Source organism: Streptomyces sp. NPDC048441, assembly GCF_043200235.1.
In the GTDB taxonomy this organism is placed as follows: domain Bacteria; phylum Actinomycetota; class Actinomycetes; order Streptomycetales; family Streptomycetaceae; genus Streptomyces.
This window is the reverse complement of record NZ_JBICXM010000014.1, coordinates 1-19949: the sequence shown is the minus strand read 5'-3', so window position 1 is coordinate 19949 and position 19949 is coordinate 1. Positions and strand designations below refer to the sequence as shown.

Sequence of the window (19949 nt, the reverse complement as noted above, 5' to 3'; positions counted from 1 at the left end):
GCGGCTCGGCTACGGCGTGAGGTCGGCGTAGAGGATGATGTTGTCGGTGCGGTGACCGTCCTTGACCGGTCCGCCACAGGTCAGCAGGCGCAGCTCGGGGCGGTCGGTCGCCCCGTACACCTTATGGGTGGGGAAGTTCTGTTTATCCACCTGTTCAATCGCGCGCACCTTGAACGTCGCGGTACTCCCGTCCGCTCTCGGTACCTCGATCTTGTCCCCCATTCTGACCTTCCCCACGTCCTTCATCAGCGCGGGGCCCTTCGCCGTGTCGTAGTGGGCCACCAGTACGGCCGCCCCCTTCTCGCCCGGCGTGACGCCGCCGGTCCACCAGCCCGGCTCGTCCGCTTTGTCGACGGGTGGCACGTCGAGCGCGTCGTCCGGGCCGAGGTCGAGGCCGAGCATCGAGGTGGCGTCGACACCGGCCGCCGGAATCCGGAGGCCGGTCGGCCGGGACTTCTCGAGGGGGGTGTGGGCGGTGCGTGCTGTCGGTGCGGCGGCGGCGTTGTCGACCTTGACGTCGGGTGCCGGCGGGCCGGAGCCGCCCTGGCCGCAGGCGATGAGGCCGATGCCGAGGGCGGCGGTCAGGGTGGCGGCGGCAGCGATGCGGGTGGTGGGGCGGCGCTTGGTGGGGACAGGGGTGGGGGCGGAGGCTTCTTCGGTGGGGGTGCTCACGGGGGCTCCTGGGGGTGGCCTTGCTGCGGGGGAGGGGCGTCAGACGTCTCTCCGAACCTAGATGTCCGCCATTGCGGCGATTCGTCGACTATGTAACAGCGGGACTTAACTGCGGGAGCGGTGCTGTCACGGGTGCTGATGCGGGTGCTGATGCGGGTGCTGATGCGGGTGCTGATGCGGGTGCTGTTGCGGGTGCTGTTGCGGGTGCTGTTGCGGGTGGGATCGACGGTGCGATTACGGGTGCTGATGCGTGAGCCCCGACCTGCTTCCGCGTCGCTCAGGTTCTTGCCCAGGTTCTTGCCCCAGGCATGTCCTTGCTGCTCCCATGGTCCGTGGGGTGGTGATGCATGAGCGGACTGCGCGTCATACCGGCTTGGCGGCACGGGCAGGAGCGGCTGTACGTCTGTCTCGCGGACGGCAGGAACATCGCGTGGTACGACAGGGACGCGGCGCGCGTCAACCTGCTCAGCGAGGACCGCAGGGACGATGTCCTTCGCGTCCTCGCACCCTTCCTGGCAGGCGGTTTCTCGGTCGGCCCGCCGCCCGTCCCGACCCCCGTGGAGCTGGCCCGCCTCGCCCTGCACCCGGACGACGACCTCGCCCCGAACCGCCCCGGCGAGGCCCTCCTGATCTCCCTGGACCGCGACCCGGCCCCTGCCCGCAGGCTGCGCGCCGATCCCCGGCAGCGGGCGCTCGCCGCGGAGCAGGCCGTCGGCGAGGTGCTGGACGGCCTCGAAGGCGCGGGCTGGCACACCCTGCACTCGGTCCCGCTGCCCGGCGGTGCCCGCATCCACCACCTCTTGATCGGCCCCGGCGGTCTGTTCAGCGTCCACACGCTCGCCGCCCGCAAGCAGCGGGTCCGCGTCGCCGACCCGATGGTCATGGTCGGCCGCGCGGACCCGCGTCCACTCCTGAGGGAGATCCGCGCCGACGCCGGCCGGGCCTCCTTCGCGCTGACCGCCGAGATCCGCCCCGTCCTCGCACTCTGCGGGGCGACGGATCTCGACATGGCGGCCCCGCCGCGCGAGGTGCGTGTCGTGCGCGACGGGGAGGTGTCCTCGCTGGCGGGCGTGGGCGGCGTACTGAAACCGGCGGATGTGGAGGCGCTGCACGCGATGGCGCGGGACAGAGGTACGTGGCTGCGGATCTAGGGCCCTTCCAGCGGATCCAGGGCCCTTCTAGAGGTTGTCCCCCCAGCCGCCCTGGATCATGGTCTGGAACGCCCAGGCTCCGCCCCGCTTCAGCAGGATGTCGGCGTAGCGGAGCCGCTGTGTCTCGCCGTTGGCGGTCATCACCGAGTCGGTGAAGACCACAGCCATGGCGGGGGAGAGGAAGACGGGGGTGCGCGTGGACTCGAAGGTGATGTCGTCGCTCCCGTCCCCCATCACCTGCGTCATCGTCCCGACGAACTGCTCCCGGTCCCACTGCGCGGAGCGCCCGTCGCCCGCGGAGTCGTCACTGACCAGGTTGAGCGGGAAGACGGCCAGGTCGGCCATGCGCTCCACGTCGCGCTTGGCGCTGTGGGCGTCGTACTCGGTGAACCAGGCGGCGAGGCTCGCGCGGTCCTCGTCGGTCGGGACGTATCCGGTCTCGGGCAGAACGGTCATGTGGTCTCCGGTTCTCTAGTCAAGCTTGCCTACGTGGAGGAATGTATGCTCGATTCGGGCAGTAGTCAAACTTGATTAGCTGTGACGCCAGTCACAAAGAAGGATGTGGGCGGCGATGTCGAGAACCCGTGATCGGCTCCGTCCCCGTAGTGAACGCGGCCACAATGGACCGCACCAGCACCGAGGAGAACATCATGGCCAAGTACTTGCTGCTCAAGCACTACCGTGGCGCTCCGGCTTCGCACAACGACGTGCCCATGGACCAGTGGACGCCGGAGGAGATCACGGCCCACGTGCAGTACATGAGGGATTTCGCGGCCCGTCTCGAGGGGACCGGCGAGTTCGTCGACAGTCAGGCGCTCGCCGCCGAGGGCACCTTCGTGCGGTACGACGGTGAGGGCCGCCCGCCGGTCACCGACGGCCCCTTCGCCGAGACCAAGGACCTCATCGCGGGCTGGATGGTGATCGACGTCGACAGTCACGAGCGTGCCCTGGAGCTGGCCGGGGAGCTGTCGGCCGCTCCCGGGGCGGGCGGGAAGCCGATCCACGAGTGGCTCGAGCTGCGCCCCTTCCTGGGCTCGCACGACATCGTCACGGAGTGACCGCCCAGATGGACGAGGTCCTGCTCAGGAGCCTCACGCCGAGCGTGCTCGCCGTCCTCGTCCGCCGCGGAGCAGACTTCGCGGCGGCCGAGGACGCGGTGCAGGACGCCCTGGTCGAGGCGGCTCGCGTCTGGCCCGCCGACCCCCCGCGGGAGCCCAAGGGCTGGCTGGTCACCGTGGCCTGGCGCAAGTTCCTCGACGCGACCCGCGCGGACACCGCCCGCCGTCGGCGTGAGGACCGCGTCGAGGAGGAGCCCGCGCCCGGACCCGCACCCGCGGTGGACGACACGCTCCAGCTCTACTTCCTGTGCGCCCACCCCTCACTGACGCCGTCGTCCGCGGTCGCGCTGACGCTGCGCGCCGTCGGCGGTCTCACCACCCGTCAGATCGCCCAGGCCTACCTGGTGCCGGAGGCGACCATGGCCCAGCGCATCAGCCGGGCCAAACGCACCGTTTCCGCCGTGCGTTTCGACAAGACCGGCGACGTCGCGACCGTGCTGCGTGTCCTCTACCTCGTCTTCAACGAGGGCTACTCCGGCGACGTCGACCTGGCCGCCGAGGCCATCCGGCTCACCCGGCAGCTCGCGGCCCAGGTCGATCACCCCGAGGTGGCAGGGCTGCTCGCCCTCATGCTGCTCCACCATGCCCGGCGCGCCGCCCGGACCGCGCCCGACGGCAGCCTGGTGCCGCTCGCCGAGCAGGACCGCGGGCGGTGGGACACCGCTTCGATCGCCCAGGGCGTCCACATCCTCCAGGCGGCGCTCGCCCGTGACCGTCTCGGCGAGTTCCAGGCCCAGGCCGCCATCGCGGCACTCCACGCCGACGCGCCCACCGCCGATGAGACCGACTGGGTGCAGATCGTCGAGTGGTACGACGAGCTCGCGCAACTGACCGACAGCCCGGTCGTCCAGCTCAACCGCGCGGTCGCCGTCGGCCAGGCCGACGGACCGCGCGCGGGTCTGGCCGCGCTCGCGCCCCTGGACGACTCGCTGCCCCGCCACACCGCCGTCGCCGCGTACCTCTACGAACGCGACGGCGACCTGGCCACTGCGGCGCGCCTCTACGCCGAGGCGGCCCACACGGCACCCAACCTCCCCGAACGCGATCACCTGATGCGCCAGGCTGCGCGGCTCAACGCGCTTCGCCGGCGCTGACGTTGATGTTGCTGTTGCCGCTGATGTCGCGGCGGTGCTCACTCGTTGGGTCGTACGCGGATGAAGCGGGTCGTCTCGTGGCGTCCTACCGCCTGGCGCACTTCCACGAGGAAAGGCTCGGTGAGCAGCCGCACGGGCCCGTGATCCGGGTGCTCCGTCAGCTCTCCCACGCGACCGCGGACCAGCTCGCCGACCTGCTGTGACTGCGTCGGGGTCAATTGGGGCGACGTCTTCACGGTGCGGTCATCGGTGCGGTCATCGGGGCGATCGTCAGGAAGCTGGACGAGAAGTGCCCGCGGTCGCTCTGCCGGGCCGAAAACGCCGAGCAGTGCGCCGTCCCGCGTATCGGAATGGCGGATCTTCCGCCAGGCCCAGGTTCCTCCTGCCCGATAGGGCGAGTTCAGTGCCTTCGCCACGATCCCTTCGACGCCCACGGCTCTCATGTCGTGGAACCAGGTGTGGGCTGTTTCCTCGTCCAGCGTCGCCAGTACGCGCTGAAGGGGCGGGTCGATGTCCTGAAGCGCCGCTCCGAGCAGCTCCCACCGGTCCCTCAAGGGCAGGGCCCTGACGTCCCGGCCGGGGACGGCGAGGATGTCGAACGCGATGTAGGACACCGGGACTCCCGACCGCTCGCGATCGCTGTGGGACCGGAGCAGGTCGGTGAAGCTCAGTCGGCCCTCGCGGTAGGCGCACAATTCGCCGTCCAGCACGGTTCCGGGGGGCAGGTGGTCTCGCAGGTATGCGGCGATCTCGGGGAATTCCCTGGAGAGGTCCCTGTGCGAGCGTGACTGCAAGAAGACCTTTCCGTCGTCGAGGACGAAGGCGAGGGCGCGGAATCCGTCGAGCTTGACGGAGTACTGGAAGCCTCCAGCCGTGCTGCCGGTGTCGTGCCCGGGGATCTCGTCCACCGGGCGGGGGCGCATGACGTCGACCGGTGGTCGGACCTCGATGGGAGTGGGCATCGGGTTCGGGGTGGTCATGAACGGGCCTTGCGGGGGAGGGGGCGTGCCTGGTCCGGGTCGGTGAGGGGGGCCAGGAGGTCTCCGTGCTGCTGGAGGCGGGGTGCGATGTCGGTGGCCAGGAAGAGGAGGTCTGTTGGTTCGCGGGGTGGGTTGCGGAGTGGTGGGTCGTCGGTCGGGCGGCCTGCCCGGGTGCCGCACTCCTCGACTTCCTCCCAGGTCACGGGCGTGGAGACCGTCGGTTCGGCGCGGGCTCGGAGCGTGTAGGGGGTGGCGGTCGTCTTCGCCGCGGCGTTCTGGCTGAAGTCGACGAAGACCTTCCCGGGGCGCAGGCTGCGCGTCATCCGGTGGACGACCAGGGAGGGGAGCTCGGCCTCGGCCTCCTTGGCGAGCTGTTTCGCGTACGCGGTGACCTGATCGGAGGGCGTCGGCTCCAGGGGGCAGAGCAGGTGCAGGCCCTTGGATCCTGAGGTCTTCGCGTAGGCGCGCAGGCCGTCGGCCTGGAGGCGCTCGCGCAGCCAGAGTCCTGCCCGGCAGCACTCGACGACGGTGGCGGGGGCGCCGGGGTCCAGGTCGAGGACGAGCCGGTCGGCGAGGGCGGGGGCGTCCGCCTGCCACTGCGGGGTGTGGAACTCGGTCACGAGATTGGCCGCCCACATCAGTGTGGCCAGGTCGTTCACGAGGATCTGCCGGCCGTGTCCGTCCGAGCGGGGAACGTCTGCGGTGTGCACCCAGGTGGGGGTGCCGGGCGGCACGTTCTTGGCGAAGAAGAGCTGGCCGTCGGGGCCGTCCGGGTAGCGGAGGAAGGAGAGCGGACGGTTGTGGAGATGGGGGAGGAGGGCGTCGGCGGTGCTTGCGTAATAGTGCAGCATCTCGCCCTTGGTGAACCCGGATGCGGTGTAGAGGACCTTGTCGAGATTGCTGAGGGCCAGTCGCCGCCCCTCCACTTCGGTGATCGGCGTCATACGATGAGAATCCCACGAATGGGATGTATCGGTGTGAGTCGTATCGAATCGATACTCGGCTGCTGAGAGGTGCCTGACGTGCGATCCATATGGAACGGTGCGATCTCCTTCGGTCTTGTCAGCATCCCGATCAAGCTCGTGAACGCCACCGAGAACCACTCGGTCTCCTTCCGGCAGATCCATACGGAGGACGGGGGCCGGATCCGCTACCGCAAGGTGTGCGAGCTGGAGGAGCGGGAGGTGACGTCCGCCGAGATCAGCAAGGGGTACGAGGACGCGGACGGCTCGATCATCCCGATCACGGACGAGGATCTCTCGGCGCTGCCGATCCCGACGGCCAGGACGATCGAGATCGTCGCCTTCGTCCCGGCGGACCGGATCGATCCGCTGCAGATGGACGCCGCGTACTACCTGTCGGCAAACGGGGTCCCCGCTGCGAAGCCGTACACGCTGCTGCGGGAGGCGCTGAAGCGGAGCCAGAAGGTGGCGATCGCCAAGTTCGCGCTGCGGGGGCGGGAGCGGCTCGGCATGTTGCGGGTGGTGGACGACGTGATCGCGATGCACGGGCTGCTGTGGCCGGACGAGATCCGTGCTCCGGAGGGAGTGGCTCCGGAGTCCCACGTCACGGTGCGGGACGCGGAGCTGGACCTGGCGGACGCGCTGATGGACACGCTGGGGGAGGTCGACATGGACTCCCTCCACGACGACTACCGCTCGGCGGTGGAGGAACTCATCGCCGCCAAGGTCGGCGGTACGAGTCCTGCGGAGCCGGCTGCTGCGGGGGCGGAGGCGGGTGGGGGCAAGGTGATCGATCTGATGGCGGCCCTGGAGAGCAGTGTTCGCGCGGCGAAGACGGCGCGGGGCGAGGGTGAGGGCGAGGGCAAGGTGACGCCGCTGGCGCGGGGCGGGCGGAAGCGGGCCGCTCCTTCGGCGCCGAAGGAGGTGGGCGGCAAGAAGTCGACGGCGGCGGCTAAGAAGTCCACGTCGAAGGCGGCGGCTAAGAAGTCCACGTCGAAGGCCGCTGCGAAGAAGCCTGCGGCGAAGAAGCGGACGTCGGCTTAGGGGGAGGCCTGCGGCGCCTGTGGCGGGTGGGGTGGGGGTTTGTGTAGCGGCTTCGGTTTGTCTGGGCAGCGGGGCCGCGCCGGTATGTCCGTCCTCGCTATCACGGTCTGAGCGCGTGGGTGCTGCGGCACCGGAGTTCTGGGAACCGTGCTCCGGGCGGAAATACCGACACGACCCCGCGCGAGCGCTGCCGACAGCAGGTGCATCGGGGCCGAGCCCTCGTCGGCAGGGGCGTGTTCGCTCCTCTGCCGACGAGTTCACCACCCCACCACACCGCCCTGCCCACACGCCCTGCCCGCTGCCGACCCACCCGCCCACCCCCTCAATCGCTGCGGGGCAATCGGGCGGGTGGGCGGGAAAGGCTTGTTCGGTGCAGGCAAGGCTGCGGGGGGAGAGGCCCCCGCCCCACCCCCGGCAGGGGCCCGTACTCCGCCTGGCGTCCCCAGGCTCGCCTGGACCGCGCCTCGCGGTGACCCTTGAGGAATGACTCAGGACAAGGGCAACTACCGCCCCGTGGTTTTCCGGGATCGATCGGCGGGCTACGCCTTCCTCACTCGGTCCACCGCAGCTAGCGATCAGACGATCGAGTGGGACGACGGTGAGACGTATCCGCTGGTCGAGGTGGAGATCTCCTCCGAGAGCCACCCCTTCTACACCGGCCGCGCCCGCGTCGTGGACTCCGAAGGGCAGGTGGCCAAGTTCGAGCGCCGGTTCGGCGACCAGGGACCCCCGGGTGCCCCGGAGTGATCAGCGGGCCGACCGAACCGCGCCACGCCGCGAAGTGCCGCAGGAGTGGCAAGAGGGGCACGGCGGCCCGACCATGGCCCTAGAACCTTGATCACGGACGAGCTCGACCACGAGAAGGCGGCGGGTATGACCGACGGCACGACCGATCTCCAGGCGCTGGCGGCCGAGGCGTACATCTACGGCTACCCGATGGTGTCCAACCTCGATGAAGTCGACCGCTTCTCCCGCAAGGGCATGGGCTCGATGGGCCCCGCGCCGTTCAACGAGTTCAGTCACGCCGACAAACTGGCGGGCCCGGACGACCCCTTCGTGAGCGTCAACAACGACACCATCTATTCGCTGGCCCTGCTCGACCTGTCCGGTGGCGCCCTGCTTCTGACGTGCCGGACACGGCAGGGCGCTACTACGTCCTGCAGTTCGTGGACGCGTGGACCAACAACTTCGCGTACGTCGGACGCCGCGCGACCGGCACCGGGGCGGCAAGTTACCTGCTCACGCCGCCCGGCTGGGACGAGGAGGTCCCGCTGGGCGCCACGCAGATCTCCGTACCGACCGAGGTGGCGACGATCGTCGGGCGGTGGGCGTGCGCAGGGCCGGACGACGTGGCGGCGGTGCGGGCCCTCCAGGAGGACACGCTCCTGGAGCCGTACTGGACGGCCTCCGGCGAGCCCCGCGGTCTTCCGACCTACACGTACATCTCCGATGACGAGCCGGAGCTGCTCTTCTTCGAGAAGCTGCGGGCCCGAACGGCCGCCTTCCCGCCCGCGCCGGCCGACCTCAGGTATCAGCAACGCTTCGCCCCGCTCGGCCTGTTGGACGCGCAGAGTCCCTACGCGCTGCCGGAGCCGGAGCTCGCCGAAGCCCTTCGCGCGGGCTTCGCCGTAGGTCGGGAGAAGGTCGAGGACGCCTCACGGAACGGCGAAAGCCCGGAGCAGAACGGCTGGCGGCTGACGTACCACGCCTTCGATTACAACGCCGACTACTTCGAGGTCGGCACGCTCAAGGATGCCCAATGGATCTACACAGACCGGGAGTTGGGCCGCATGGTGCGCGCCGCGTCGGCCCGCGCCGGGCTCTGGGGCAATCACGCCTATGAAGCGGCGTACGCGATGGCGTGGAACGACGGCGACGGACAGCCCCTGGAGGGCGAGCAGTCGTACACCCTGCGCTTCGAGAAGCCGCCACCCGTGGACGCGTTCTGGTCGATCACGATGTACGGACTGCCGGACTATTACCTGGTCGCGAATTCCATCGAACGCTATTCGATCGGCGACCGTACCCCCGGCCTGAGCTACGACGACGACGGCTCCCTCACTCTTCGCCTCCAGCCTCAGCGCCCCGCGGACGACAAGACGGCCGCCAACTGGCTGCCCACCCCCAGCGGCCACTTCCGCCCGATCCTGCGGATGTACACGCCGCACGCCGCGGTCTTCGACGGCACGTACGAGCTGCCGCCGATCCGCCGCGGCTAGGAACCGTCTGGCACGCCGCCCTCAAGGGCCTGTCGGCGGCCGGCGGCTGCCCACCTCAGCACGATCCGTCCAGGTACGTGTGTGCCAGCGCGCCGGCACGCTTGAGCCAGTCGGCGATCACCGCGATCTCGTCCGGCGAGTAGTCCGCGCTGAGCTCGGTGAGCAGCGTGGTGTACGGACCGTAGACGGCCTGCACGCGTTCGGTGGCGGCCGGGACCGCGGTGATGAGTACCCGGCGCCGGTCGGCGGTGTCCGGGCAGCGGGCCACGAAGCCCCCGCGCTCCAGTCGGTTGAGGATGCCGGTCACCGCACCCGTCGTGACGTGAGCGCGTCCGGCCAGATCACCAGCCGTGACCGGCGTGCCATCGGCTTCCAGGACGTGCGCGAAGCAGACGAGGTCCTTGACGCTCAGCCCCAGATTCCGGGCGAACTCCTCGCGGCCGACGAGGTTCGTCGCCACGAGATCGTCCAGTGCGGCGATCGCTTCCGCGGCGGCGGCGGTGGGGCGCGGCTTGCCCTCCATTGAATTCCCTTAGTGCGTAAGATAAATTCCTCACTTGCTAAGGCATTGTAGCCCGCAGGCGCAAGGAGGCAGGTACGTGAGTGGACACCACGACGACGGGCACACCGTCGCGGGATGGGTAGGGTCTGCCGTTGCCACGGTGGGGGCTCTGGTCATCGGGGTGGGCGTTGTCGGCTGGCGCCCGGGAATCTGGCTGGGCCTCGGAGTCCTGGTGGCCGCACTGCTGGTCACGTGGGTCCTGCATCTCGCGGGGTGGGGTAAGCCGCCCGTTCCGCGGAGCGCCGACCAGCGTCGCATGTCGGTGCGGGACCTGTCCGTGCGTGCGGGGCACACGGACTGCCTCGGGTGCCGGATGGCTGGACGGCGTGGCGGCCGGGTTCGTACGGCCGACGCTTCCTGACGGCCATCGGTGCGAGGGGCTCACTCCGGTGCCGTGAACCCCTCCACCCGTTCCTGGGACGCCGACTTCGCGACCGCGTCCAGTGCCGGGGCGATCATGGCGAAGACCTGGTCGGTCAGCGCGGTGGGGTCCTCGGCGCCGCCGCTGGTGCTCCACCGCTGCAGCACCGTGCTGAAGGCGGACAGGGCGATACCGGCGGCCAGCTGCGCGTACAGGCCGGCACGCGGATCCAGCTCCAGGCGGGCAGCCAGCTCTTCGGCCAGCTCGTCGCGCCACTGCGCCTGGCGCTCCAGGAAGCGGGCGAGGAGGGCGGGCGTGCCCAGTATCAACTGCACGATGCGCAGGGCCTGTTCGGTGTGGCCCGCGCAGGCGTCGACGGAGACCCGGACGGTGTGCCGCAGTGCCAGCGACAGCGGTTCCCGCGCCGGGCGGCCCGCCAGCTCCGCGCGCATGTTGGTGCCCATCTCCGCCAGGAACTGGATCACCACGTCCTCTTTGGACGCGAAGTACCGGAAGAAGGTCCGCTTGGACACGCCTGCGACGGACGCGATCTCGTCGACCGTGACCGCGTCGAACCCCTTCCGGGCCAGCAGATGCAGTGCGGCTCCCGTCAGCTCGTCCGAGACGAGCTGACGCTTGCGCTGGGCCAGGCTCACTTCAGGGTGGGTACTCACTGCCTCAGAATACACTTCATGCCCTTTCTGGCACCAAGGGTTCAGCTTGACACTGGATGCCACGTCGGGCAGCGTGTGTCGTATGAGTAATCAGCGTGGCTGGACCGCCGAGCAGATTTCCGACCTGAGCAAGCGTGTGTTCGTCGTCACCGGAGCCAACAGTGGTCTTGGCCTGGCGACCACCCGGGCACTGGCCCGCAAGGGCGCGCACGTGATCCTCGCCGTGCGGGACGAGGCCAAGGGGCGCGCCGCGGTCGCGCAGATCACCGCCGAGATCCCCGGTGCCGATCTTGAGGTGCGCCGCGTCGACCTGGCGGATCTGGACTCGGTCCGTGACTTCTCTGACCAACTGCACGCGGATCACGCGCGCTTGGATGTGCTCGTCAACAACGCCGGCCTGATGGCGCCGCCCAGCAGGACGCTCAGCGCGCAGGGCTACGAGGTGCAGTTCGCGGCGAACCACCTGGGTCACTTCGCGCTCACCGGCCTGTTGCTCGACCTCCTCGAGGCCGGGGACGACCCTCGTGTCGTCACGGTGAGCTCGCCCAATCACCGTCAGGCCACGCTCTTCTTCGACGACCTCACCGGTGAGCAGAAGTACTCGCCCATGGGCTACTACAACCAGTCGAAGCTGGCCAACGCCGTCTTCGGCTGGCAGCTCCATCAGCGGCTGACCACGGCCGGCAGCTCGATCCGCAGCGTGCTCGCCCACCCCGGCTACACCTCGACCAACCTGCAGACCAGCACGCCGACCGGCATGGTGAAGTTCCTCTTCGGCCGTCTCCTGCTGCCGCTCGCCCAGACGCCGGACCAGGGCGCGCTGTCCACGCTCTTCGCGGCGACCGCCCCCGGTGTGCAGGGTGGAGAGTTCATCGGTCCTGACGGCATGGCCGAGCTGCGCGGCGCCCCGAAGACGGTGGAGCTTGCGCCGCGGGCCGCGGACGCGGAGAGCGGCCGTCGGCTGTGGGACCTGTCGGAGGAGATGACCTCCGTGCGGTTCACGTTCCCGGCTGCCGCCTGAGTGTTCCGAAAGGTGCAGAGGTGACCGCGAAGACCGCCGAGAGCAGTCCCTGGATCCGCCGGTACAAGCCGGCCGAGCAGGCGCGCGCGAGGCTGCTGTGTTTGCCGCACGCAGGCGGCTCCGCGTCGTTCTACCTTCCGTTCGCCCGCTCGTTCGGACCCGACATCGAGGCGCTCACCGTTCAGTACCCGGGGCGCCAGGACCGTCGGCACGAGCCGTGCGTGGACTCCATCACCGGCCTGGCCGACGCGCTGGTCGACGAGGTGCTCCCGTGGGCCGACCGGCCGTTCGCCATCTTCGGGCACAGCATGGGCGCCATGGTCGCCTTCGAGCTGGCTCTGCGCCTGGAGCAGCGAGGGATGACGCCGCTCGCCGTCTTCGTCTCCGGCAGACGTGCACCGTCCCGGCTGCGCGAGAACGCGGCCCCGGTGCATCTGCGCGACGACCGGGGCTTGATCGCGGAGGTGTGCTCGCTCAGCGGTACCGACCCGCGGGTCTTCGAGGACGAGGATCTGCTGCGGATGGTGCTGCCCGCGCTCCGTAGCGACTACAAGGCGGCCGAGACCTACCGCTATGCACCCGGGCCCCGCCTGGCCGCTCCCGTTCACGCGCAGGTCGGCACCGAGGATCCCCGAGTGACCCTCGACGAGGCGCGCTCATGGGCCGACCACACCGACGGCGGTTTCGAGATGGATACCTACCCGGGCGACCATTTCTATCTGACAGAACAGAGGCAGAGCGTAGCCGCGGTGGTGTCCCGGAGGATTTTGACCCGAGTTTTATAAATAGCTATTGCAAGGTGGGTAATTAACAGCTAGATGGCAAGGCGCAGGCTGTGTGAACTAGCTCACTGCCGAAGGTTTTTCCGGCAACTACCCGTTAGGCTGAATTCCTCTTTCGGATGCCTAGTCTTGCGAGGGGTTGTACGACGTGGGGGACGTGACCGAGATAGATGTTGCCGGCCTGCCGGCATACCCGTTCATTGGTCCGGACGACAATCCGTTCATTCCTGTCAAAGGGGCCGAACTGGAACGACTCGAGGGGCCCGTTGGTAAAGTCCGACTTCCTTTCGGGGGGTGGGCCTGGCTGATCACCCAGCATGAGGATGTGCGGCAGCTGCTGCGGCACCCGGGCTTCAGCTCCGATCAGTACAAGCCGGGGTTCCCGGTGCTGAACCCGATTCCGCCGAAGCAGGACGACGCGTCGGGACTGTTCATCTTCATGGACGGCGACGCGCACAGCCGCTTCCGGCGGATGCTGACCGCCGAGTTCATGATCAAGAACATCCGGCGGATCGAGCCGCTGATCGAGGAGACGGTGGTCGAGGCGCTGGAGCGGATGCGGGAGATGGGCGCGCCCGCGGACCTGATGTCCGAGTTCGCGCTGCCGGTGCCGTCGATGACGATCTGCCATCTGCTCGGTGTTCCGTACGCCGACCACGACTTCTTCCAGAAGCACAGTGGCGTGATCATGGACCGGAAGTCCGGTCCGGCGGAGGTCGAAGCGGCCCTCGGCGCCCTGGCCGGTCTCCTCGGGGACCTGGTCGACGCCAAGCGGAACGATCCTGCCGATGACCTGCTCAGCCGGCTCGTGATCGAGCGGGTGGACACCGGCGAGCTGCGCAAGGACGAACTGGTCAGCCTGGCCATGCTCCTGCTCGTCGCGGGGCACGAGACCACTGCGAACATGATCGGGCTCTCGGCCCTGGTGCTCCTGCAACACCCCGAGCACCTCGAGGCCCTGCGCGAGGAACCGGAGCTGGCCTCGGGCATGGTCGAGGAGCTGCTGCGCTACCTCACCGTCGTCCGTACGGGACTGCCGCGCCTCGCCATGGAGGACACGGAGATCGGCGGTCAGAGGATTCGTGCGGGCGAGGGCGTCGTGGCGATGCTCGCGATGTCCAACAGGGACCACTCGGTCTTCACCGACCCGGAGCTGTTCGACCCCAAGCGGCGTGAGGCGCACCGCCACATGGCGTTCGGTTTCGGCCTGCACCAGTGTATTGGTCAGCCACTTGCCCGTGCGGAGCTGCGGGTCGCGCTCGTGGAACTCGCCCGCCGCTTCCCGAAGCTGCGCTCCGAGCTGCCCCTCGCCGATGTCCCGCAACGTCCCATGGCGGTGACGTTCGGGGTCGCCGAGCTGCCGGTGACGTGGTGACCATGCGAGTCACGGTGAACAGGGAGCTGTGCGCGGGGGCCGGGAACTGCGTGGTGACGGTCCCGGAGGTGTTCGACCAGGACGACCGGGAGGGCTTGGTGCTGCTGCAGATCGCCGAGCCGTCCGAGGACCTGCACGAGCTGGTCGAGACGGCCGCCCAGATGTGCCCGGTGGGTGCGATCGAGGTCGAGCATCGCGTACCCCACGCAATGGAAAAGTGACCGCCCAGTAAGGGTGGAAACGCGCCGGGAAACGCATTTCGATTCGCGAAGCGAATCCCGTCCTGTGCCCGCCGAGTTCTTCTCGGTGGGCACAGGCGGACGGAGGAATGCGCTACCCGCAAGCTCATTCTATGCCCCTGCGTTAATTTTGCGTGACAGGGGAGAGCAGCTAAAAAGAGCGGGGGTTCTTCGAGGTGGATCATAGAATAAAGGTGCGAATTATCGTATGTGCTGCGCATCCTTACACGCGTCTCGGTATTCGCAGGGCGCTGGAGCAGGATCCGGAATTCTCCGTCGTGGGCGAGGCCGCCGACGCCGGTGAGCTCCTGTCGGTGGCGGAGTCATGTGAACCGGACGTCGTGGTGCTGGAAGGACAGTTGCAAATCAGCCATGTTCAGGAACTCGACGGCGCCGCCGCCCTCGTGATCGTGGCCGACATGGACACCGCCACACACTGGATGCGTTCCACCCAGGTGAACGTGCACGCTCTCGTGCATTGCGACGATCCCGAGGAGGAACTCGTCGAGGCGGTACATCGGGCCACGGACGGCACCTGCTATGTCTCGCCCGGCCTCAGCGGGGCGCTGCTCAAGATGACGCGCGCCGTACTCCCGCGACACCTGGCGGCGGTGCCCACCCACGCACCGCTGACCTCGCGTGAGTCCGAGGTGCTCCAGCTGGTGCGGTGGGGCATGGCGAACAAAGAGATCGCCCGCCGCCTTGGCCTGAGCGAGAAGACGATCAAGTTCCACGTCTCCAATGTGCTCGCGAAGGCCCATGTGGCGTCTCGGGCCCAGCTGATCGCGTTGGCGCCGGCCGTGTAAGGGCGCAGCGGCAGAGCGTACGAACGGGGGTAGGCGCACGGTTCCGACCGTGCGCCTACCCCCGTCGTCGGACCAGGGCCTATCCCCGTCGTCGGACCAGGGCCGGCCCCTGGTCGAAGGTCCAGGTTCCACGGCCCCGTGCAGTACCTGAGCCCGGCTTCCGAGCACCGTCCTCTGGCCGAAGTCCTGCCTCCGGTCGGAAGCAGATACTCGCCGTATGAAGGCATCCACGTCAGGTGACCAGGGGACGGGCGGCGCCCACGACACCGCTATCGCAGTGATCGGAGCCTCCTGCCGAGTCCCCTCGGCGTCAACCCCCGCAGAGCTGTGGCGGCTTCTGTCGGAGGGCACCGACGCCGTCTCGCCCTGGCCGCGGGAGCGCGGCGAGGGCAGCCGGTCCTGGCGTGGTGGCTTCCTGGACGAGGTCGCGGGATTCGACGCCGCGTTCTTCGGCGTCGGCCCCGACGAGGCGGCCGCCATGGACCCCCAGCAGCGGCTCGCACTCGAGCTGATGTGGGAGGCGATGGAGGATGCCGGTGTCCCCGGCGACCGGCTGCGGGGCTCGCGCACCGGTGTGTTCGTGGGCGTCTCGTCCGACGACTACGCGACCCTCGCCGCCCGCGGCGACGCGGCCGGCAGCGGTGAACTGCACGACTTCACGGGCCGGCACCGAGCCATCATCGCCAACCGGGTCTCCTGGTACCTCGGCCTGCGGGGCCCCAGCCTCGCCGTCGACGCGGCGCAGGCATCGTCGCTGGTCGCCGTCCACCTGGCCTGCGAGAGCATCCGCAGCGGCGACTCCGATCTGGCCTTCGCGGCCGGCGTCAACCTGATCCTCTCGCCGGAGAGTATGCGGGCCACCGCCGGTCTCGGCGCCCTGTCCGCCAAGGGCCGCTGCGCCACCTTCGACGAGAGCGCCGACGGATTCGTCCGCGGCGAGGGCGGCGGTGTGGTCCTGCTCAAGCCGCTCGCCCGAGCCATCGCCGACGGTGACCGTGTCTACTGCGTCATCCAGGGCAGCGCCGTCAACAACGACGGTGGCGGCGACCGCCTCACCGACCCCGACGTCGCGGGCCAGCGGGACGTCCTGCGCCGGGCCTACGCCGACGCCGGGATCAGCCCCGACACCGTCCAGTACGTCGAACTGCACGGCACCGGCACCCCGGTCGGCGACCCCGTCGAGGCCACCGCCGTTTCTGACGTCATCGGCCGCAGCGCCGTCGGCCGGGAGCCGCTGCGGGTCGGCTCCGTCAAGACGAATGTCGGCCATCTCGAGGCCGCCGCCGGCATCGTGGGCCTGCTCAAGGCCGCGCTGTCCCTGCGCCACCGCCAGCTGCCGCCCAGCCTGCACTTCGCCGCCCCCAACCCGGCGATCCCGCTGGCCGAGCTGAATCTACGGGTACAGACCCAGCTCGCAGCCTGGCCCGCCCCCGACGCCCAACTCGTCGCGGGCGTCAGCTCGTTCGGTGTCGGCGGCACCAACTGCCACGTCGTCCTGACCGAAGCACCGCCCGCCGCCGTGCCCGGCACCCCGGTGGCCCGGCCCGCGACCGCCCGCCCCGTGCCCTGGGTCCTGTCGGCCCGCACCGGCCGCGCCCTCGACGCCCAGGCCGGCCGGCTGCTCACCCACCTCGAGCAGCGTCCGGACGCCGAAGCCGCCGACGTCGCCCGGACGCTGGCGGCCGGACGGTCCGCGTTCGAGCACCGAGCCGTCGTCGTCGGCGACGACCGGGAGAGCCTCACCGCGAGCCTGACCCGGCTGCACGACGAAGCGTTGAGCGGCGTCGCCACCGCGGGGCGTACCGCATTCCTGTTCTCCGGCGTCGGCTCGCACCGCGTCGGCATGGGGCGCGAACTGTACGAGACGTACCCGGTGTTCGCGCGGGCCCTCGACGAGGTGCTCGACCATTTCGTCCCCGGACTCGACCTGCGCGCGGTGCTGCTCGGCGGCGTCGACGACGAGGCCGCCGCCGAGGCACTCGACGGTATGCGCTACATGCAGCCCGCCCTCTTCGCCTTCCAGGTTGCCCTCCACCGCCTGGTCACCTCCTGGGGCGTCACCCCCGATCTGCTCGTCGGCCACTCCTTCGGCGAGATCGTCGCCGCCCATGTGTCCGGTGCGCTGCCGCTGGCCCACGCCGCCGCACTCGTCGCCGCCCGCGGCGAACTCATGGGGGACCTGCCGCCCGGCGGCGCCATGATCGCGGTCGAAGCGACGGAGGAGGAGCTCCTCGAGGCCCTCGACGGCGTCGACGACGTCTCGGTCGGTGTCATCAACGGACCACGCGCCGTCGTGCTCTCCGGCGCCGACGCCTCGGTCACCCGGATCGCCGACGCGTTCCGCGCCCGCGGCCACCGCACGAGCCGGCTGCGCGTCCAGAACGCCGCCCACTCGCCGCTGATGACTCCCATGCTCGACGAGTTCGCCCGCCGCATCCGTGGCATCACCGTGTCCGAGCCCGGCATCCCGATCATCTCGACCGTCACCGGACAGGCCGGGGCGCAGCTGACGGAGGAGTACTGGATCGGGCACCTCAGCGCCACGGTCCGCTTCCACGATGCGCTCGCCACCTGCCGCGAGCAGGGCGTGACCCGGTTCGTCGAACTCGGCCCCGGCAGCGCGCTGACCCCGCTCGTCGCGACGTCCGAGACGGAACTCGCGGTGGCGCTGCAGCACCGCGACCGCCCCGAACCGCAGGCGCTGCTCACCGGTCTCGCCGAAGCCTGGGCCGCCGGTGTCCCCGTCGACTGGGCCGCGGCAGTCGGAGAGGCCCGCACCGTCGATCTCCCCACTTACGCCTTCCAGCGCCGGCGGTACTGGCTCGATGAACGCCCGGCACCCGAGGAGACCGAACAGCACCTGAGTTCCGCGACGCTCGCCCTGCGCGAGCGCGTCCGCAGCGAACCGGACGGTTTCCTGGTCCGCTGGCTGGCCGACCACATGGCGCAGATCACCGGTACCGCCGCCGGCGACCCCGACGCGACCTTCCGTGACCTCGGCCTGGATTCCGGCCTGTCCGTACAGTTGCGCAACCGCCTCGTCTCGGCGACCGGCCTGCGGATGCCCGCCAGCATCCTTTTCGACTACCCGACGCTGCGGGACCTCGCCGCGCATCTGAACGACCAGGGCCTCGGCGTCCCGGACAGCGCGGACAGCGCGGACACGGTGCAGGACGCCGCCCTCACGACGGCCGCCGACGACGACCCCATCGCCATCGTCGGCATGGCCTGCCGCCTGCCCGGCGGGATCGACTCGCCGCAGCGGCTGTGGCAGGCCCTCGCCGACGGCGTGGACGCCACATCCGAATTCCCCGACGACCGTGGCTGGGATCTGGCGAACCTCTACGACCCGGACCCGGCGAACCCGGGCACGACCTACACGCGCCGGGGTGGGTTCCTGTCCGGGGCGGGGGACTTCGACGCGGAGTTCTTCGGGATCAGTCCGCGGGAGGCGGCGGCGATGGACCCGCAGCAGCGGCTGCTCCTGGAGACCGCGTGGGAATCCCTGGAGCGGGCCGGTATCGACCCGGACGGCCTGCGGCGCAGCAGGACCGGCGTGTTCATCGGCGCCACGAACATGGAGTACGGCCCGCACCTCGACGCCCCCGCCGACGGCACGGAGGGATTTCGGCTCACCGGCAACACCTCCAGCGTGGCGTCAGGCCGGATCTCGTATCAACTGGGCCTGGAGGGTCCGGCGTTGACGGTGGATACGGCGTGCTCGTCGTCGCTGGTGGCGCTGCATCTGGCGGTGCAGTCGCTGCGCAACGGTGAGTGCTCGTTGGCGTTGGCCGGCGGTGTGACGGTGATGTCCACGCCCGGCATGTTCGTCGAGTTCTCCCGCCAGCGCGGTCTCTCCGCCGACGGCCGCTGCAAGCCGTTCTCCGACGACGCCGACGGCACAGGCTGGGGCGAAGGTGTCGGCCTGATCGTGGTGGAACGCCTCTCGGACGCGCGGCGTCTGGGGCATGAGGTGCTGGCGGTGGTGCGTGGGTCGGCGGTGAATCAGGACGGTGGCAGTAATGGTCTGACCGCGCCGAACGGGCCTGCGCAGCAGCGGGTGATTCGTGATGCGCTGGCCAGTGCGCGGCTGACGTCGGCTGATGTGGATGTGGTGGAAGCGCACGGTACGGGTACGTCGCTGGGTGACCCGATCGAGGCGCAGGCGCTGCTGGCCACGTATGGCCAAGGACGGGATATGGACCGGCCGTTGTGGCTGGGCTCCGTCAAGTCCAACATCGGTCACCTTCAGGAGGCCGCGGGCGTCGTCGGTGTCCTCAAGATGGTGCAGGCGCTGCGCCATGGCGTCATGCCGCGCTCGCTGAACGTCTCCACGCCGTCGCGTCACGTCGACTGGGAGTCCGGCGCCGTCAGTGTGCTGACGTCGCAGCAGGAGTGGCCGGAGCTGGAGAGGCCGCGTCGTTCGGCGGTGTCGGCCTTCGGTATCAGCGGGACGAATGCGCACGTGATTCTGGAGGCGGCGCCGGTTGAGGTGCAGTTGCCGTCGGCTGATGTGCCGGTTGTGGTGGATGCGTCGGAGGTGCCGTGGGTGTTGTCGGCGCGGAGTGAGGTGGGGTTGGCGGAGCAGGCGGGGCGGTTGTTGGCGTGGGTGAGTGAGGGTGGGGATCTGGGTCTGCGTGATGTGGGGTTCACGTTGGCTGGGGGGCGTGCGGTGTTGGAGCATCGGGCGGTTGTGGTGGGTGGTGATCGTGGTGAGCTGGTTGCGGGTTTGGGTGAGTTGGCGGCGGGGCGGTTGGCGTCGGGTGTGATTGCGGGGCGTGCTGGGGCTGGGGCTGGTGGTGTGGTGTTTGTGTTTCCTGGTCAGGGGTCGCAGTGGGTGGGTATGGCGCGGGAGTTGTTGGAGTTTTCGCCGGTGTTTGCGGCTCGTA

At 69.6% G+C, this 19949-nt stretch carries 19 protein-coding genes and 1 pseudogene; 14 read left to right on the top strand and 6 right to left on the bottom strand.

Annotated elements, in window-relative coordinates; genetic code table 11:
• Window positions 1-9: 9 nt before the first annotated feature.
• Window positions 10-672: a class F sortase gene (locus ACGFSB_RS29435; protein WP_393405486.1), complete on the bottom strand. Its 663-nt coding sequence runs from the start codon at window positions 670-672 to the stop codon at window positions 10-12.
• A 347-nt stretch (window positions 673-1019) separates the two neighbouring features.
• Between ACGFSB_RS29435 and ACGFSB_RS29430 the strand changes: the two genes are divergently transcribed.
• Entirely contained in the window at window positions 1020-1823 is an 804-nt protein-coding gene (locus ACGFSB_RS29430; RefSeq protein WP_393405483.1) for a nuclease-related domain-containing protein, read from the top strand.
• 27 nt (window positions 1824-1850) lie between these two features.
• Here ACGFSB_RS29430 and ACGFSB_RS29425 read toward each other — a convergent pair whose 3' ends face one another.
• Entirely contained in the window at window positions 1851-2279 is a 429-nt protein-coding gene (locus tag ACGFSB_RS29425; RefSeq protein WP_393405481.1) for a nuclear transport factor 2 family protein, read from the bottom strand.
• 194 nt (window positions 2280-2473) lie between these two features.
• Between ACGFSB_RS29425 and ACGFSB_RS29420 the strand changes: the two genes are divergently transcribed.
• Together ACGFSB_RS29420 and ACGFSB_RS29415 are read left to right on the top strand one after the other, a co-directional pair.
• Complete coding sequence (locus ACGFSB_RS29420) at window positions 2474-2881, top strand: YciI family protein (protein ID WP_393405887.1); 408 nt, start codon at window positions 2474-2476, stop codon at window positions 2879-2881.
• Window positions 2882-2889: 8 nt separating this feature from the next.
• Window positions 2890-4035, top strand: coding sequence for an RNA polymerase sigma factor (locus tag ACGFSB_RS29415; protein ID WP_393405885.1), 1146 nt, complete (start codon window positions 2890-2892; stop codon window positions 4033-4035).
• Between the two features lie 38 nt (window positions 4036-4073).
• Here the strand turns inward: ACGFSB_RS29415 and ACGFSB_RS29410 are convergent, their stop codons facing one another.
• Window positions 4074-5015: a DNA ligase gene (locus ACGFSB_RS29410; RefSeq protein ID WP_393405479.1), complete on the bottom strand. Its 942-nt coding sequence runs from the start codon at window positions 5013-5015 to the stop codon at window positions 4074-4076.
• Window positions 5012-5959, bottom strand: a complete 948-nt coding sequence (ligD, locus tag ACGFSB_RS29405; protein ID WP_393405477.1) for a non-homologous end-joining DNA ligase — start codon at window positions 5957-5959, stop codon at window positions 5012-5014. The genes ACGFSB_RS29410 and ligD overlap by 4 nt, the downstream gene beginning before the upstream one ends.
• A gap of 78 nt (window positions 5960-6037) precedes the next feature.
• Here ligD and ACGFSB_RS29400 point away from each other — a divergent pair, with 78 nt between their 5' ends.
• From ACGFSB_RS29400 to ACGFSB_RS29385, 4 genes and pseudogenes are all read left to right on the top strand, one after another.
• The gene (locus ACGFSB_RS29400; RefSeq protein ID WP_393405475.1) at window positions 6038-7021 is read left to right on the top strand and encodes a Ku protein; all 984 of its coding nucleotides are present in this window, start codon (window positions 6038-6040) and stop codon (window positions 7019-7021) included.
• A gap of 483 nt (window positions 7022-7504) precedes the next feature.
• Complete coding sequence (locus ACGFSB_RS29395; RefSeq protein ID WP_393405473.1) at window positions 7505-7768, top strand: type B 50S ribosomal protein L31; 264 nt, start codon at window positions 7505-7507, stop codon at window positions 7766-7768.
• 126 nt (window positions 7769-7894) lie between these two features.
• A pseudogene (locus ACGFSB_RS29390) lies at window positions 7895-8355 on the top strand (DUF1254 domain-containing protein); the annotation flags it as partial.
• 456 nt (window positions 8356-8811) lie between these two features.
• Window positions 8812-9240, top strand: a complete 429-nt coding sequence (locus ACGFSB_RS29385) for a DUF1214 domain-containing protein (protein WP_393405883.1) — start codon at window positions 8812-8814, stop codon at window positions 9238-9240.
• Between the two features lie 55 nt (window positions 9241-9295).
• Here the strand turns inward: ACGFSB_RS29385 and ACGFSB_RS29380 are convergent, their stop codons facing one another.
• Window positions 9296-9763, bottom strand: a complete 468-nt coding sequence (locus tag ACGFSB_RS29380; protein WP_393405471.1) for a MarR family winged helix-turn-helix transcriptional regulator — start codon at window positions 9761-9763, stop codon at window positions 9296-9298.
• 76 nt (window positions 9764-9839) lie between these two features.
• Here ACGFSB_RS29380 and ACGFSB_RS29375 point away from each other — a divergent pair, with 76 nt between their 5' ends.
• The gene (locus ACGFSB_RS29375) at window positions 9840-10163 is read left to right on the top strand and encodes an HGxxPAAW family protein (protein WP_393405469.1); all 324 of its coding nucleotides are present in this window, start codon (window positions 9840-9842) and stop codon (window positions 10161-10163) included.
• Between the two features lie 20 nt (window positions 10164-10183).
• Here ACGFSB_RS29375 and ACGFSB_RS29370 read toward each other — a convergent pair whose 3' ends face one another.
• Window positions 10184-10837 carry a TetR family transcriptional regulator gene (locus ACGFSB_RS29370; protein WP_393405467.1) on the bottom strand — a complete coding sequence of 218 codons (654 nt, stop codon included), beginning with the start codon at window positions 10835-10837 and terminating at the stop codon, window positions 10184-10186.
• Window positions 10838-10919: 82 nt separating this feature from the next.
• Here ACGFSB_RS29370 and ACGFSB_RS29365 point away from each other — a divergent pair, with 82 nt between their 5' ends.
• The 6 genes from ACGFSB_RS29365 to ACGFSB_RS29340 all read left to right on the top strand — a co-directional run.
• The gene (locus ACGFSB_RS29365) at window positions 10920-11858 is read left to right on the top strand and encodes an oxidoreductase (RefSeq protein WP_393405465.1); all 939 of its coding nucleotides are present in this window, start codon (window positions 10920-10922) and stop codon (window positions 11856-11858) included.
• 20 nt (window positions 11859-11878) lie between these two features.
• A complete protein-coding gene (locus ACGFSB_RS29360) occupies window positions 11879-12643 on the top strand; it encodes a thioesterase II family protein (RefSeq protein WP_393405463.1) in 765 nt (254 codons plus the stop codon).
• A gap of 322 nt (window positions 12644-12965) precedes the next feature.
• Window positions 12966-14015 carry a cytochrome P450 gene (locus ACGFSB_RS29355; protein WP_393405461.1) on the top strand — a complete coding sequence of 350 codons (1050 nt, stop codon included), beginning with the start codon at window positions 12966-12968 and terminating at the stop codon, window positions 14013-14015.
• Between the two features lie 2 nt (window positions 14016-14017).
• Entirely contained in the window at window positions 14018-14236 is a 219-nt protein-coding gene (locus tag ACGFSB_RS29350; RefSeq protein WP_393405459.1) for a ferredoxin, read from the top strand.
• Between the two features lie 194 nt (window positions 14237-14430).
• Window positions 14431-15060 (top strand): LuxR C-terminal-related transcriptional regulator, encoded by a 630-nt coding sequence (locus ACGFSB_RS29345; protein ID WP_393405457.1) that lies wholly within the window; start codon window positions 14431-14433, stop codon window positions 15058-15060.
• 217 nt (window positions 15061-15277) lie between these two features.
• Window positions 15278-19949, top strand: a 4672-nt coding sequence (locus ACGFSB_RS29340; protein WP_393405455.1) for a beta-ketoacyl synthase N-terminal-like domain-containing protein, incomplete at its 3' end; no start/stop codon positions are given.